Raw genomic sequence first — 16022 nt, 5'->3', positions numbered from 1 at the left:
AATATAAGACCAGTTGACACTCCCACAGCTAAAGCACGTGGGATTCTTGAGAAGTCTGATTGCTTACGCAATCCTTATTCTCAAAGGGCTTGCCAACAGCCCTCTACACAGTCCCTCAAAGCTGAGGTTCTGTTTACCTTTCTTTGCAATGTTGCACGCTCCGTTGATGTCTGCGTTAACGAGCGTGTTTTCTTTGGTTCTGTACAATCCCCGTTTGATGCGTTTGCCTGAGAATGTACCGGCATACGGATGTTTTGTGTCGTACACCGGAATCGCGTCACCGTCTAAGAACGATGCCTTTGACGTGTACGATTCTTCCGTTTCGATGTACGCAATGCCATATCGTTCGCACAGCGTTTTCAGATACGTGCGAAGCTGGTCAAACGGGATCTGAACAAACTTCTGATTATTCGCTTTGCCCATATTGACCGACTGTTTCTGGTCAACGCTGTGTCCGACAATGAGCGTGCCGATATCATTGGCAATGCAGTAATCAACGATATGGCGTGCAGCCTTGTGCATGTAGTCTGTCACCTGCCGGTTACGCTTGTCTGTGATGCGGCTCATACGGGCTGTAAAGCCTTTGATGTTCTGATGGTCTTTGATCGATGCGTAGTGTGCAATCTGCCTGTTGTACCACTGGTTGATTGATTTGATCTTACGTCCATCAACGATGAAGGACGTCCCCGTGGTTGTTACACACGACGCAAGATTATCGAGACCGACATCAATGGCTAATACATTGTCCGCATTCAGATTCTGCGGCTCTTCTTCCTGTTCGTAGCAGTACTGAATCTTCAGTGCCTTGCCGTTCAGAACGGGCACGATGCGTACTTCAGCGATGTGCCTGCCTGAAATTCTTTCAGGTACCGGAATGCGTATGGAATCCAGATCCGGATGCTGCTTTGAAAACGTACGACTCATCGGAACGATCAGATTGCCGTTTCTGATGTTGATCGCGTTCGTTGACAATACCAGGAGATACTTTCCGCCTTTCGTGCGGTAGTGCGGAATGCGCACTTTCTTGTCGTAGCTGCCGGACTTCTTTTTGCTCAGCAGCGCAAAGAACGACCGGAAGGCATGGTCGCACGTCCGCAGGATCTGCTGGGAAATGCCGGCCTGCAGCAGCTTGTAATTTTCATTATCTTTGCAAAGATGGTAGTTCTCTTCATACCGCAGATACTTGTTCGTCGCAAAGAAATACTGACGGATCTGATACAGTCCAACGTTGTACAGATTGTTGGCATACGAGCACATCTCAAGGATCGCTTCGTACTGGTCCTTCGGGAGATGCCGAATGTAGTTTGTCTGCGTCAGATACATGACTTCACCTCCTTTCCGCTTAAATTATACGGTAACAGCGGCCTTTCATCCCATGGCTGAAGCACATGGGTTTTCCCGGCCGTTTTTTATAAAAAGGAGGGCACATTTCTGTGCTCGGGAGTTTGACAGTTTAAAAAAATGATCAATTTCAATTCAGCGCTTAATGGCGCTGTTTTTTTGACTTTTTTGGTGTCAAATTTTGTGTTTTTATTTATCGTTACACATCGGTTTATGATATAATTGTTTAGGAGCTATCTATGAGAGTTGCTGTGCTGAATGCCAATACCCCTTCCGAAACCGTTTATATCCAGAAGGATTTCTACCTCGGCGATGTCCGCGGCAGAAAAACGAATACTAATTCCAACGGTAAAAAGAGAACCACTAAAATCGTTGCCCGACTCGGAAAAATGTCTGAGCTTATGGCACAGATGAATATGTCCAGAGATGAGGTCATTGCCTGGGCAAAAGAAAAGGCCAAACAAATGACGGAGGAAGAGAAAGCGGAGAACGAAAAGATCTCCGTCGATTATCATCCTGACCTCCGGATCGAAAAAGGTGCGGACCGTCTCTTTGGCTCTGGTTATCTTTTTCTGCAGAGTCTTTACTATTCCCTGCGCCTGGATAACACCTGCCGCACGATCCGCAATCGTCATAAATTCCAATATGATTTGAATGCGATTCTTTCCGACCTGATATATGCACGCATACTTGAGCCGGGCAGCAAACAGGCTTCCTACAAGTACTGTCAATCCCTCCTGGAAGCTCCGAAATATGAGCCTCATGATGTTTATCGCGCTCTCTCCGTTCTGGCTGAAGAGATGGATTACATCATGGCGGATGTTTATAAATCAAGCAATTTTGTCATTCATCGTAACAAGCACATTCTTTACTATGACTGCACCAACTTCTTCTTTGAGATCGAAGAGGACGACAGTCTCAGAGAATATGGCAAGAGCAAAGAAAACAGGCCGAATCCAATTGTTCAGATGGGCTTACTGATGGACGCCGACGGTATCCCGATGGCGATGTCGATTTTTAACGGCTCTGCCAATGAGCAGCCATCCCTGCAGCCTTTGGAACAAAAGGTCATTCGCAGCTGCAATTTCGATAAGTTTGTCATCTGCACCGATGGAGGTCTTGGCAGCGAAGCTAATCGCCAGTTCAACGATATTCATGACCGTGCCTTTATCGTCACTCAATCACTCAAAAAGCTGAAGAAAGATGAGCGGGAAGCCGCCATGAACAGCCAGAACTGGAAACGTTTATCGGATGGGGCGGCTGTCCATAACATGGATGAGGTCATCGCTGATCCGGAATCTCATACAGGTGAGTTGTATTACAAAGAAGAGCCTTATGGAACAAGCAAGGTTCCTGGCCAGCTGATGATTGTCACCTATTCACCCAAGTATGCCCTCTACCAGAAATCAATTCGTGACAAACAGGTTGAACGGGCGAAGAAAATGATTGAAGACGGTGCCAGGAAAAGAGGAAAGCGTAATCCAAACGATCCGGCCAGATTCATTCAGAAACAATCCGTCACCCAGGACGGCGAAGTTGCCAACAAAACGATTCTGTCTCTGGATGAAGACAAGGTCAATGCCGAGGCAATGTATGACGGTTTCTATGCCGTCTGCACCAACCTCGTAGACGATCCGGTGAAAGATATTCTCTCTGTCAGCGAAGGCAGATGGGAAATTGAAGAATCCTTCCGAATCATGAAAACAGATTTCAAATCAAGACCTGTACACGTATCAAGAGAAGACCGAATCAAGGCCCACTTTTTGACATGTTATCTGGCTCTCCTGGTTTATCGTATTCTGGAAAAAAAGCTCAATGAAAAATACACAACATGCGAGATCCTAAGTACTTTGCGTGCGATGAAGCTGCTGGCAATTGAAGGGCTCGGATACCAACCTGCCTATACAAGGACAGATATAACAGACGACCTGCATGAAGCTTTTGGCTTTTATACGGATTACGAAATCATGAAGAAAAACAAGCTCCGAACAATTATTCGCCAAACGAAGCAAAAGCAGGCTTAATACGCACAATCGATGCATAAGAAAAAATGCCAGAAATGCCTTTAACAATCGCATTTTTGGCACTTTTATTTACCCATCAACTGTCAAATTCAGGATTATACGGTAACAGCGGCCTTTCATCCCATGGCTGAAGCACATGGGTTTTCCCGGCCGTTTTTTATAAAAAGGAGGGCACATTTCTGTGCTCTCCATGAATGAGGAAGTTATTTGCCTGATCAGTCCAGCTTGGAAGCAGCTGCCTTGTCAAGATAGACCCTAACATCTGCGTGGTCCTGCAGAATGGAGGCAGGGCAGTTTGTGCTCTTGGGACCCTTGATCATGTCATAGACTGCCTGGGCCTTGTTTTCGCCGGTCGCAATCAGGATGATCTTCTTTGCACGCATGATGGATGCGAGACCCTGGGTGATTGCCTTCTTCGGGACCTGGTTGATGTCGCCGTCGAAGAAGCGGGCATTATCGGTACGTGTTTCTTCGGTGAGGTCCATCAGATGTGTTTCGCTTGTGAACGGCGTGCCCGGCTCGTTGAAGGCGATGTGTCCGTCTCTGCCGATGCCGAGAACCTGAATGTCAACGGAGTACTGCTTCAGGGCATTTTCATAATCGACGCATGCCTGTTCCTCATCTTTGCGGAAGCCTTCCGGAACATGAATGTGGCTCTCGGGGCAGTCGATGTAATTGAACAGGTTTTCATGCATGAACGTGTAATAGGACTGGGCGTGATTCTGCGGGATGCCTACATATTCATCCAGGTTGAAGGTGACAACGTTCTGATAGGATGTTCCGTTTTCCTTATGGTCGCGGATCATTTCCTTGTAAAGGCCAACGGGTGAAGAACCTGTCGCAAGGCCCAGAACCGGGTGCTCCTTCTTCAGAACTTCCTTAACAGGCTTGAATGCTTCGGCAGAAAGTTCTTCATAGGTGTCGCGGATAATGATGTTGAACATGGTTGAGATCTCCTCCTCTGATGTATCGTCTCACGTTTATTATAATAATCATTCTTTCGTGGATGTTCATGTTTTGACCAATAATGCAAACGTGGTATCGAAATCGACAAAATTGCGGAGCACGTTTCCACATTGGCCTGAACGGGGGCAGGGACGGTTTATAATGGACCATATTGAAACGGGGGATCCGGAATGAAATACGATTTTGAGACATTGATAGAGCGTCATGGCAAGGATTCGATCGCGGTGGAATGCCCGCCGAACGGTGAATTGACGAAGGCAGGATTTACGCAGATTCCGATGTGGGTAGCGGATATGAACTTTCCGACGGTCCCTACGATCCCTGAACGGATTGCAGAGCGCGCGGCACATCCTGCCTATGGCTACTATGAACCGCGGAAGGAATATTTCGATGCGATCATTGACTGGCAGCGGACACAGAACCATGTCACCGATCTGAAGAAAGAAGACATCGGTTACGAAAACGGCGTTCTGGGCGGTGTCGCTTCGGCGCTTCGCGTTTTCTGTCAGCCGGGTGATGCGATTCTTGTACATGCGCCGACCTACATCGGCTTTACGCATGTGTTTACTTCTGCCGGCTATAATCCGGTACTTTCCTATCTTAAGAAGGATGAAAATGGTGTCTGGCGCATGGACTACGCAGACATGGAACAGAAGATCAGGGAGAACAATATTCATACGACTGTCTTCTGCTCGCCCCATAATCCCTGCGGACGCGTCTGGGAGAAAGAAGAGATTGAGAAGGCGATGGCCCTGTTTGAGAAGTATCAGGTCAACGTCATTTCAGATGAGATCTGGTCTGATCTGATTCTTGCGGGTCACCAGCATTTTCCGACGCAGTCGGTGTCTGCCTATGCCCATGACCATACGGCTGCCTTCTACGCGCCCAGCAAGACATTCAACCTGGCCGGTCTGATCGGCAGCTACCATATCATCTACAACAAGGCAATCCGTGACGAAGTGGTGCGGGCTTCCAAAACGACGCATTACAATTCGATGAATGTACTGTCGATGTACGCTTTGATGGGTGCGTATACGCCCGAGGGTCATGACTGGCTGAATCAGCTGCGCGAAGTGCTGACGAAGAATACCGCCTATGGTGCGCAGTATATTAAGGATCACTTCAAGGGTGTTGAATGCGCAGCGCCGCAGGGAACATACATGTTGTTCCTGCATTGCGAAGACTGGTGCAGGGCACACAATGTCGATATGGATACGCTGCAGAAGAAAGGCGCCGAGGTCGGTGTCATGTGGCAGGACGGCCGTCCGTTCCATGATCCGTACGGCATCCGCATGAACCTTGCCGTTCCGTATTCCCTTGTCGTGGAAGCGTTCGACCGACTCGACAAGTATGTGTTCAATGCAGAGAAGGATTAACCGATGAAAACCCGGACAACCCTGGAGCTGGAACAGGCCCTGATTTCGGATACAGAGAAAAACGGCTTTTACGGCGTCCAGGAAGTGACCATCGGTTTCGTCTCCCAAGGCATGGGGAATGAAATCGCCGACTTTCTCTCGATGGATGCGGGAGGCACCTTCCGCTGCTATGAGCTGAAGGTGACTCTCAGCGATCTCAAGAGTGAAAACAAGCTGTCCTGGTACGGTGATTACAACTACCTGGTTGTTTCATCCACGCTGGAGCAGCGGGTATCGGACTGGAGCCTGTATATCCCTGACTGGGTGGGAATTCTTGTCGGCAATGATCTGCGCACGTACCGGCGGCCGACGAGAATTCAGATTACAGACAGCCGGCGGGAAATGCTGAAGGATTCTCTTCTGCGTTCGATGGCCGTACGGTTGGAAACGTATCGCAGGGCGGCGGATCCTGCCGCCATGCATGCACTCGAAAAGGAAAATGAAGAGCTGAAGCAGATGGTCCAGGATACCAGGGACACCTTTGAGCGCATGCAGTTTACCTATCATGACTATGAAGCCTGGTATCGGAAGAATCACCAGGATCCTTCCTTTACCCTTGAAAAGGGAGCCCGACGCCAAAGAGAAGAGACTAAGGCGCGCACGAGCGGTGAGCTTTTCTGGAAGATGGATGGGGATGGAAATACCGTCTGTCCCGTATGTGGAAGGACGCTCGTCCGCGAAGGTGAAAGTGTCTGTTATCCATTCTGCCCATGGTGCGGCAGTGATCTGCGCAGGATGAAGTAAGACTGCAGCTGTCGCAGAAGTTTTGTTTATTTTGTCTGGAAATTCATGACGATGATGAAGAAAGCGACGCTTGGCGTGCTGGCACATGTCGATGCGGGAAAAACAACTACGATTGAAACGATGCTGTGGCGGGCGGGAGAAATCCGTAAGCCCGGACGCGTCGATTTTCAGAATACCGTCATGGATTACGATCCTGAAGAGAAGGCGCACGGCATAACAATCTATGCCAAGGAAACCCATCTCACCTGGAAGGATCTTCATCTAAATATTATCGATACACCGGGGCATGTTGATTTCTCGAGTGAAATGGAGCGTGTCCTTTCCGTTCTTGATGCGGCGCTGGTCGTGATCAATGGCCAGAAGGGACCGGAAAGTCATACGACTGAAATCCGGGATGATCTCAATGCGGCCGCCATTCCGCTGGTTCTCTTTGTAAACAAGATGGACATCAGTGCCTTGAGCCGCTCAGACCTGATGAAGCGCCTGATCGACTGCTTCGGATCTGCCTGTGTCGACTTTGGGGCGGCTGACAGGGAGGAGCATCTTGCCATGGCTTCCGATGATCTGCTGGAAGCGTATATGGCGGACGGAACGATTCATCCGGATTTACTGCGGTCCGCCTTTGCCAGACGGCAGGTCATTCCTGTTCTGTTCGGCTCAGCCCTGAAGGATGACGGCGTCGACCGTGTTCTCGATCTGCTGGATGAGCTGCTCGATCCTGTCACCTATCCCGCTGACTTTGGTGCCCGCATCTATAAGATTTCTACCGCCGATGACGGTACACGTCTGACGCATGTCAAGATCACGGGCGGCACGCTGGCGGCACGTCAGAATGTTGGCGGCGATGAGAAGGTCAAGGAGATCCGCATCTATTCCGGAAAAAGCTATGTACAGGTGCCGGAAGTATCGGCCGGGGATCTGGCGGTATTGACCGGTCTGGCATCCTTTCAGGCAGGGGAAGGCCTTGGCTTTGAAGAAGGCGGCATCACCTCCCTTTCCTCTGCGAGCATGGTATACGAGATGGAGGCGGAACCCGGGGCAAATGTGCTGGCCCTTGCGGATGCGTGCCGTCTGTTGAATGAAGAGGATCCGGATCTTTCGATTGATGTCGATGAACAGACGCACCGGATCACGGTCGAAATACGCGGGGCGATGCAGATGGAGGTGCTGCAGAAAAAGATCCATGAGCGCACCGGCATCACGGTGCACTTTGTCAATGGAACGATTCTGTATGAAGAAACGATCGCTGCCACAACTTACGGGATCGGCCACTTCGAGCCTCTGCGCCACTATGGCGAAGTGCAGGTTCGCATTGATCCATTGGAGCGCGGCCGGGGCATCGTTGTTGAATCGCTTGTGTCAGCAGATACCTTTGCGGCCGGCTGGCAGAATTCCGTTCTTTCCTACTACCGTCACCGCCGTCTGCGCGGTGTACTGACCGGGTCATTATTGACCGATGTGAAGATTTCATTATTGGCCGGCAGGGCGTCGCTGAAACATACCAAGGGCGGCGATCTCAGGCAGGCGGCAAGCAGGGCACTTCGCCAGGGCCTGATGAAAGCGGACAATGTTCTGCTGGAGCCGTATTTGAAGTTCAGCCTGCGGCTGCCGAATGATGTGCTGAGTCATGCGCTCTATGATCTGGATCAGCGCAAGGCAGAGGTTCAGGTCGAAGAAGACGGCGGCATGATGAAGATCTCTGGCCGGGGACCTGCCCGCACGCTGCTCAACTATCAGCAGGAAGTGACGGCATACTCGCATGGAAGGGGCATCTTTCAGGCGGTCGGCGATGGCTATGACGTCTGTCAGGATGCGGATGCGATCGTAAAGCAGAAGGCCTACGATCCGCTGGCCGATCTGCCGCGGACGCCGGACTCTGTCTTCTGCGCCAATGGAGCGGGCTATAACGTGCCCTGGAACGAGGTGGAAGATCTCGTGACACCGGTATGGGCCCTGCGGAGGGAAACGGCCGCGGTCTATGCGCAGCAGAAGGTGGATGAAGCGGAAGTGAAGCGCGTCTTTGAAATGACTTCCGGCCGCAATCGCAATCCGGATAAGAATGTAAAACCGCGGAAGAAGACGGAACCGGCGGTGCAGAAGAAGCCTGTTATTGAACCGGATCTTGAACCGTGCATGATCGTGGACGGATACAATTTCATCTTCTATGATCCGGAACTGAAGCGGCTTTCCAAAGAGGATCTCTATCTTGCCCGGGAAAAGGCGGTGGAAGAACTCAGTGCCTATCGGGAATTTACCGGCGGCCGGCTGATTATTGTCTTTGATGGCTATCGGGTAGAGAATAATGCCGGAACCGTGCAGAGAAAGGGCAGTGTCGAAGTTGTCTATGCGCGGACCGATGAGACCGCCGACGCATGGATTGAAGCCAATGCTGTCCGGCTTGCAAAGCAATACAGGCTGACGGTGGCGACATCGGACGCACTGATTCAGAATTCCATCTTTGCGCACGGGGCGATGCGGCTGTCGACGCGGGAGCTTCTGAGCCGCATTGATGCGACAAAACATTCGGTTTGAGTGGGGAGAAGAATATGGGGGAAGAAAGAAAAGAGGAACGGTTTCATAACAATTCCTCTCTTGTGGTGCATTTTCTCAGGTACAGCTGGAAATGGTTTTTGTTGTGCATCCTTTTTTCGATGCTGTCGGCGTTTCTGGAGATGATCAATCCGAAGCTGATCCAGTTTACGGTCGACTCCATCATTGGAAGTGATGCCGGCGATCTGCCGGGATATCTGAACTTTGTCAATGATCATATTGCGCTTTACAAGGAACATCTCGGATCCATGGCGCTGACCGTCATGATCATCGCTCTGTTTTCGGCTGTTGCACGGTATCTGTACCGGCTGTTCAATGCGTTTGGCTCGGAGAAGCTGGTGCAGACGATGCACAACGACATCTATGAACATCTGATGTACCTGCCGTTCAACTGGTACCAGCAGAATCAGACGGGCGACATCATTCAGCGTTCCACTTCCGATGTCGATACGGTGCGGCTGTTTGTTTCAGAGCAGCTGGTGCTTCTGTTCCGGTTTGTGATCATCATTGTGCTGGCGCTGTACTACATGTTCCATATCAATGTGAAGATGTCCTGGATTTCGCTTGCCTTCATTCCGGTGATCGTTCTCTACAGCTTTTATTTTCATCGGAGAATCGGAACCGAATTTCAGAAGGCGGATGAAGAGGAAGGAAAGCTTTCGTCCATTGCCCAGGAAAATCTGACGGGTGTACGGGTCGTGCGTGCGTTCGGCCGTGAACGCTATGAGCGTCAGCGGTTTGAGGAACAGGATGCGCTGTATACGGGGCACTGGTACAAGCTGATGAAGTATCTTTCCGCCTTTTGGAGTTCCGGTGATCTTCTGTCCTATGGTCAGATTCTTGCGGTCATGGTTGCCGGGGCTAAGGCCTGCGTTGCCGGGGATCTGACGGCGGGGAACTTTATCGCCTTTGTGTCCTATAACATGATGCTCATATGGCCGGTGCGTGCCCTGGGACGTGTCATTTCGAGTCTTTCGCGGGCCGGCATTTCGACAAACCGTATCCGGGAAATCATGAATGCGGAAGAAGAGAAGGATGCGCCGGATGTCATCCGGCCGGATATGAATGGCGACATTGTGTTTGATCATGTGAGCTACGCCTATCCGGAAGGAACAACGGAAGTGCTGCAGGATGTGACGTTTACGGTGAAGGCAGGGACGACGGTCGGTATTCTTGGCGGAACGGGATCGGGCAAAAGTACGCTGATGTACCTGCTGGACCGCCTGTATCCTTTGGAGGAAGGCCATGGTGCGATTACGATCGGCGGCGTCGATATCCGCAAGATTGATCGTTCGTGGCTGCGCAGCCATATCGGTATGGTTCTGCAGGAGCCGTTCCTGTTTTCACGTTCACTTTCGGACAATATCCGGATCGCTGTGCCGACGGCCGATCTGAAGGAAGTGCGCGGGGCCGCAAGGACGGCAAGTCTGGATGCGACGATTGAAAGCTTTTCGCAGGGTTACGATACCTACGTCGGTGAGCGCGGCGTGACGCTGTCCGGCGGTCAGAAACAGCGTACGGCCATTGCCCAGATGCTCATCCGGAAGCCGCCGATCATGATCTTTGATGATTCGCTGTCGGCGGTCGATGCTGAAACGGATGCGGAAATCCGTCATCAGCTCAAGGAACAGACATCTTCGGCGACGGTGCTTCTGATTGCCCACCGGATTACCACCCTGATGCAGGCGGATGAAATCATTGTTCTGAGTCATGGAAGGATTGCGGAGCGCGGGACGCACGAGGAACTGCTGGCAAAGAAGGGCATCTATGCCCGCGCCTATGATCTGCAGGTAAAGGCGGGAGAGGAGGAAGACGCATGAGTGAGCAGGAAGAATATCACAGCACTGACTGGAAAACGATGCGGAAGAACATTGCGGCCATGCGTCCGTATGTTCGCTCGTTCCGGCGCTACACGGTGCCGATGCTGATTACGGGTGTGCTGGTCAGTGCCATTGATGCGGTTTATCCGCTGTTCAGGCAGTATATTTTGGATCATTACATCGGGCAGCAGACGCTGGACACGCTGCCGCAGTTTATTGCGCTGTATCTCGTTGTGCTGGTGGCGCAGGTGATCATGAACTTCATTTCGACCTACTATTGCGGAAGAGTTGAGATGGGTGTTGATCAGAAGCTTCGTGATGCGAGTTTTGATCATGTGCAGCAGCTTAGCTTCAGCTATTTCAATCAGAACAATGTCGGCTATATTCATGCGCGCATCATGAGTGATACGACGCGCATCGGTGAGATGTTTGCGTGGCGCCTGATGGATCTGGTATGGAACGGGTCGTATCTGATCTTTGCGCTGGTCGTTATGTTCATGACGAATGTGCGGCTGGCACTGTATCTGGCGATTCTGATTCCGGTGGCTGCATTTCTGATCTCGGTCTTTCAGAGCCGGCTGATTGTGATCAACCGGAAGATCCGTGAAATCAATTCTAAGATTACCGGCGATCTGAATGAAGGTATTACCGGTCTTCGCTCGATCAAGACGCTTGTCGTTGAGAAGTCGATGATTCAGGATTTTGAGAAGGATACGGAGCTGATGCGGCACACTTCGGTGAGGGCGACGCATTATTCGGCGATGCTCAGCGGCATTGTTTCCTTTGTCGGTTCAATGGCACTGGCTCTGGTACTGTGGCGGGGCGGCGAGCTGACGGTGGAGAACATGATGCGCATCGGTACGCTGTCGGTATTCATGAGCTATGCACTGAACATCATGGATCCGCTTCAGGCCATCATTGAGACGATTTCGGCGGTGATCGCGGTGCAGGTGAACATTGAGCGCTTCAACAAGCTGATGAATACGAAGTCGGATGTTACGGATACGCCGGAAGTGATTGCAAAATACGGAGATACCTTTGAGCCGAAGACGGAGAACTGGGAGCCGCTGTACGGGGACATTGAGTTCCGGGATGTGAGCTTCCGTTATCCGGATGGAGATGACATGGTGCTGGAGCACTTCAATCTGAAGGTGCCGCAGGGTACCAATGTTGCGATTGTCGGTGAAACCGGTGCGGGCAAGAGTACGCTGGTCAATCTGGTGTGCCGCTTCTATGAACCCACGAGCGGTCAGGTGCTGATTGATGGCAGAGATGCCCGTGAGCGTTCGCAGCTGTGGCTGCACAGCAATATCGGCTATGTGCTGCAGACGCCGCATCTGTTTTCGGGAAGTGTGCGTGACAATCTGCGCTATGGCAATCCGATGGCCAGCGACGAAGAAATCTGGCACGCTCTGGATCTTGTGGATGCGCGGCAGGTGGTTGAAAAGATGGACAAGGGGCTGGATTCGGAAGTCGGCGAAGGGGGAGATCTTCTTTCGACCGGTGAGAAGCAGCTGATTTCCTTTGCAAGAGCTCTGCTGGCGGATCCAAGGATCCTGGTGCTGGATGAAGCAACCAGTTCCATCGACACGGAGACGGAACAGAAGATTCAGTCGGCGATTGCGACGGTCATCAAGGGGCGGACGTCGTTCATGGTTGCCCATCGTCTTTCGACGATTGTGCATGCGGATGTGATTCTGGTGGTCCGCGATGGAAAGATCATTGAACGCGGTACGCATAAGCAGCTGATGGCGCAGAAGGGTTATTACTATCAGCTGTATACGCGGCAGTTTACGGATCTGGAAGTAAATGAGGCATTAAACTGAACATCCTGTTGAAAATCCATCATTTTCGCGTAAACTGTAGGAATGAACAAAGAAGATAATCGCCGTACACGTATGACCCGGAAGATGCTGCAGAATGCGCTGCTGGATCTTCTGGAGGAAGAACCTCTTTCGAAAATCAATGTTTCGGAGCTCTCTGAGCGGGCGGATCTGAACCGTTCTACCTTTTATGCACATTACCGGTCGCCGCAGGAGCTGCTTGACAGTATCCGTGATACGCTGGCGCAGCAGGCGCCGCAGTTTGATTCTTCGACAAAGCTGGAGGACAAGCTGTCGCGCTATCTTGCCTATATTCGTGAGAACGGGCGGACGTTCCATATTCTGTTTCATCTGAATGAGAGATTTCAGGAGGATATGATTCAGGCGCTGGCTCATTATATGGATACGACGCTTCTGCAGCTGCCAAAGGAGGATTCGCTGCAGAAGAGTGTGCAGCTGTATTTTCTGGCGTCCGGTGTTGCGCATTCCATCGATCTCTGGATACAGAAAAAATACCCGGCTTCCGAGTCGGAATTTGCCGGGTGGCTGCTGCATTATGTTCGCCGCACAGGAAACACCCTGGCGGAGTGAGAACAATTACTTCTCGGGAATACTTTGTTCCAGTTCAACAAGACGTGAAAACGTCAGTTCAGAAATATCATGTTCCACGCGGCAGGCGTCGTTCTCGGCAGTTTCGGGATCGACGCCGATTTTCTTGAAGAGGCTGGTCAGCGTTCTATGACGCTTGTAGGTATCTTCGGCAATTCGTTCGCCGGGCGGAAGAAGGGTGATGAGGCCGTTCTTGTCCATGGCGATATAGCCGTTTTCACGCAGCTTCTTCATGGCAATGGATACGCTGGCCTTGGAAAAGCCCTTCAGATTGGCAATGTCGATGGAGTGGACGTTGCCTTTTTCTTCACGGATCATGAGGATCGCCTCGAGATAGTCTTCCGAGGATTCATGAATATTCAGCATAAGATGATCTCCTTTGTTATCTAACTTTGTTCTGCAATGCCTGTTTTCGTTTTTATTATACGGCATGTCCTAAAAAAAGCCGGCGAAATACCCCGGGCGCTCGTAGTAGAATAAAAAAACATGGACAGGATATCAAAAACAGGGAAAGAATCAGCGGTTTCCACCGTTGTGACAAAAGCAGCTATTGAAGACGGACTTGCGCAGCTGGGTCTGACGCATGGCACAATCGCAGAGGTGCATGCCTCTCTTTCTTCGTTCGGCTATGTTGTCGGCGGGGCGGCATGTGTTGTCGATGCGCTGCTTGAGACCGTCGGTGAAAATGGAACAATTCTGATGGCGGCACAAACAGGCGAACAGACGGATCCTTCGGCGTGGGAAAATCCGCCCGCTCTGCCATCGGCCTGGGATACGATCCGCGAAGCAATGCCTCCCTATGATCCGGAAAATACGCCGTTGAATGGAATGGGAGCTGTGGCGGAGAATTTCCGCCATCGCCCCGGTGTTGTGTGCTCCGGTCATCCGGTGTATTCGTATACAGCCTGGGGCAGGTATGCGAAGCTGATGTGCAACCGGCAGTCGCTGCATTTTCCGCTTGGCGAAGAGTCGCCGGCGGCGCGGCTGTATGAACTGAAGGGAAATGTGCTTCTGCTGGGAACGGATTTTGATACCGTCACATGCATGCACCTGGCGGAGTATCGGACGCAATGCCGGCCGATTCTTGTGGAACGTTCGCCGATGCTGGCGGACGGGGAAACGGAGTGGCGCAGCTTTCTGAACCTTGATCTGGACAGTTCGGTGTTCAAGATGATCCGTCCGGCGATGCAGAAAGCGGGCCTGATCCGTGAGACAACGATCGGAGACTGCCACGCAATGTACTTCTCGGCGGTTGATGCGGTTGATGCGGCGACCGCATTTCTGGAGCGCGGCTCCATTTATTCGATGTACCGTTAATGATTCAGTTCGGCCAGCGGTGGGCAATCCATGCGCTGGCTATTACTTTGGCGGCTTCTTTCTGTTCAGCTGCCATTTCTTCTGTGAAATAGGCAATGGTCGGCGCATCCATATCAATTAAGAGGACACATTCGCCATTGACCAGGACGGGGACGCACAGTTCGCTGCGGCTGGCAGAGTCACAGGCAATATGATCGGCGATGGCGGTCACATCGGGGACGAGCTGTACCTGAGAGGTGCGGTAGGCTGCGCCGCAGACACCTTTCGAAAAGGGAATATGGGTGCAGGCCGGCCGGCCCTGGAAGGGGCCCAGGATCAGTTCCTTGTTTTTGACATAGTAGAATCCGGTCCAGTTAGTACCGGGATAGGTTTCCTTCAGCAGGGAAGAGAGATTGGCAAGGGCCGCCGTCATGTCCGGCTCTTCCAGAAATGATTTGATCTGTTCGATTACGGTATTCATATGGTGATCTTATCATGAACTGTAAAGGATGCTATAATTGCCAACGTGAACAGGGGTGCTTCGAAAGAGGCTGAGAATAACCCTTATCACCTGATCTAGTTAATGCTAGCGTAGGGAGTTCAGAAGAAGGTTTGTTTCGTCTCCTCTGCGCTGGTAAGCGAAGGGGGGATTTTTTATGAAACAGGCAAAGACCAGAACAATTGCTTATCTTGCGCTTTACGTGGCACTGTATGTGGTGCTGAAGTTTGTGGGGAACCTGATTCCGGTTCTTCAGATGCCAAACGGCGGCAGTATTGAGCTGGAGCTCATTGCCGTCTTCATCTGCTCGTATCAGATGGGCTGGAAGTGGGGCGTCGCGGATGCGGTGCTTTCGTGGCTGATCAGCATTGTGCTTGGCTTTGAAATGTGGTTTGTTACGTTTCCGCAGATTCTGCTCGACTATGTGCTGCCGCTGGTTGTATGCGGTCTTGCTTCGGCACTGTGGCCTTTTAGGAAGATGAGCCGTTCGGGTTCGGTTATTTTCGGAATCATTCTTGGTGCTGCGGCCTTCTTCGGCATCAGCAAATCCTGGAACGGCACGGCGGCCTATGTTGTGGGTGCGCTGGTGGGCGCCGGTATCTGTGCATTTACGGTCTGGTACCTTGCGGGCCGGGATCAGTTCGGCATTGTGATTTCCATGATTCTGAAATATGTGTTCCAGATGCTGAGCGGCGTTTATTTCTGGTTTCCGGAAGGGGCGGCAGCCGGTTCTTCGGCGGCTTGGTCCTATTCGATCGGCTACAACCTCTGGTACAATCTGGTGACGATGATCGTGTGCATCATTGTTGTGCCGATGCTGGTGGACCGTCTGAAGAAGGCAAAGGTTCCGTTCGCTGCCTGAATCCGGTTCGAAGGAATGATCTGTGGAATGCTCCGGCAACGGGGCATTTTTTTGGGCGTGTAGTACAATATAC

At 51.4% G+C, this 16022-nt stretch carries 13 protein-coding genes and 1 riboswitch; of the genes, 9 read left to right on the top strand and 4 right to left on the bottom strand.

Features of this window, described 5'->3' with window-relative positions; all coding sequences use genetic code 11:
- Positions 1-63 precede the first annotated feature (63 nt).
- A complete protein-coding gene (locus C1714_RS00615; protein WP_102341373.1) occupies positions 64-1323 on the bottom strand; it encodes an RNA-guided endonuclease InsQ/TnpB family protein in 1260 nt (419 codons plus the stop codon).
- A 257-nt stretch (positions 1324-1580) separates the two neighbouring features.
- On the opposite strand from C1714_RS00615, the gene C1714_RS00610 reads away from it, so the two are divergent.
- Positions 1581-3365, top strand: coding sequence for an IS1634 family transposase (locus C1714_RS00610; RefSeq protein ID WP_102341372.1), 1785 nt, complete (start codon positions 1581-1583; stop codon positions 3363-3365).
- A 215-nt stretch (positions 3366-3580) separates the two neighbouring features.
- Here the strand turns inward: C1714_RS00610 and nagB are convergent, their stop codons facing one another.
- Positions 3581-4309 (bottom strand): glucosamine-6-phosphate deaminase, encoded by a 729-nt coding sequence (gene nagB / locus C1714_RS00605; protein ID WP_102341371.1) that lies wholly within the window; start codon positions 4307-4309, stop codon positions 3581-3583.
- A gap of 192 nt (positions 4310-4501) precedes the next feature.
- On the opposite strand from nagB, the gene C1714_RS00600 reads away from it, so the two are divergent.
- The 6 genes from C1714_RS00600 to C1714_RS00575 are packed head-to-tail and all read left to right on the top strand — an operon-like array spanning position 4502 to position 13274.
- Positions 4502-5707: a MalY/PatB family protein gene (locus tag C1714_RS00600; RefSeq protein ID WP_102341370.1), complete on the top strand. Its 1206-nt coding sequence runs from the start codon at positions 4502-4504 to the stop codon at positions 5705-5707.
- A 3-nt stretch (positions 5708-5710) separates the two neighbouring features.
- Positions 5711-6490 (top strand): hypothetical protein, encoded by a 780-nt coding sequence (locus tag C1714_RS00595; RefSeq protein WP_102341369.1) that lies wholly within the window; start codon positions 5711-5713, stop codon positions 6488-6490.
- Positions 6491-6541: 51 nt separating this feature from the next.
- Complete coding sequence (locus C1714_RS00590) at positions 6542-9022, top strand: translation factor GTPase family protein (protein ID WP_167849875.1); 2481 nt, start codon at positions 6542-6544, stop codon at positions 9020-9022.
- Between the two features lie 14 nt (positions 9023-9036).
- Positions 9037-10860, top strand: coding sequence for an ABC transporter ATP-binding protein (locus C1714_RS00585; RefSeq protein WP_102341367.1), 1824 nt, complete (start codon positions 9037-9039; stop codon positions 10858-10860).
- Complete coding sequence (locus tag C1714_RS00580; protein WP_245304967.1) at positions 10857-12686, top strand: ABC transporter ATP-binding protein; 1830 nt, start codon at positions 10857-10859, stop codon at positions 12684-12686. The genes C1714_RS00585 and C1714_RS00580 overlap by 4 nt, the downstream gene beginning before the upstream one ends.
- Before the next feature lie 42 nt (positions 12687-12728).
- Positions 12729-13274, top strand: coding sequence for a TetR/AcrR family transcriptional regulator (locus C1714_RS00575; RefSeq protein ID WP_102341366.1), 546 nt, complete (start codon positions 12729-12731; stop codon positions 13272-13274).
- Positions 13275-13280: 6 nt separating this feature from the next.
- Here the strand turns inward: C1714_RS00575 and C1714_RS00570 are convergent, their stop codons facing one another.
- Complete coding sequence (locus tag C1714_RS00570; protein ID WP_210115215.1) at positions 13281-13658, bottom strand: metal-dependent transcriptional regulator; 378 nt, start codon at positions 13656-13658, stop codon at positions 13281-13283.
- Between the two features lie 120 nt (positions 13659-13778).
- On the opposite strand from C1714_RS00570, the gene C1714_RS00565 reads away from it, so the two are divergent.
- Complete coding sequence (locus C1714_RS00565; RefSeq protein WP_102341365.1) at positions 13779-14609, top strand: AAC(3) family N-acetyltransferase; 831 nt, start codon at positions 13779-13781, stop codon at positions 14607-14609.
- Between the two features lie 4 nt (positions 14610-14613).
- Here C1714_RS00565 and C1714_RS00560 read toward each other — a convergent pair whose 3' ends face one another.
- Positions 14614-15069, bottom strand: a complete 456-nt coding sequence (locus tag C1714_RS00560; RefSeq protein WP_102341364.1) for a GAF domain-containing protein — start codon at positions 15067-15069, stop codon at positions 14614-14616.
- 41 nt (positions 15070-15110) lie between these two features.
- Positions 15111-15203: riboswitch (TPP riboswitch) on the top strand.
- A gap of 41 nt (positions 15204-15244) precedes the next feature.
- Here C1714_RS00560 and C1714_RS00555 point away from each other — a divergent pair.
- Positions 15245-15949 (top strand): energy-coupled thiamine transporter ThiT, encoded by a 705-nt coding sequence (locus C1714_RS00555; protein WP_102341363.1) that lies wholly within the window; start codon positions 15245-15247, stop codon positions 15947-15949.
- Positions 15950-16022: the final 73 nt, after the last annotated feature.

The sequence above is a fragment of the Galactobacillus timonensis genome (genome assembly GCF_900240265.1).
GTDB lineage: Bacteria > Bacillota_I > Bacilli_A > Erysipelotrichales > Erysipelotrichaceae > Bulleidia > Bulleidia timonensis.
The sequence above is the reverse complement of the archived record's forward strand: the minus strand, read 5'-3'. Positions and strand labels throughout refer to the sequence as shown.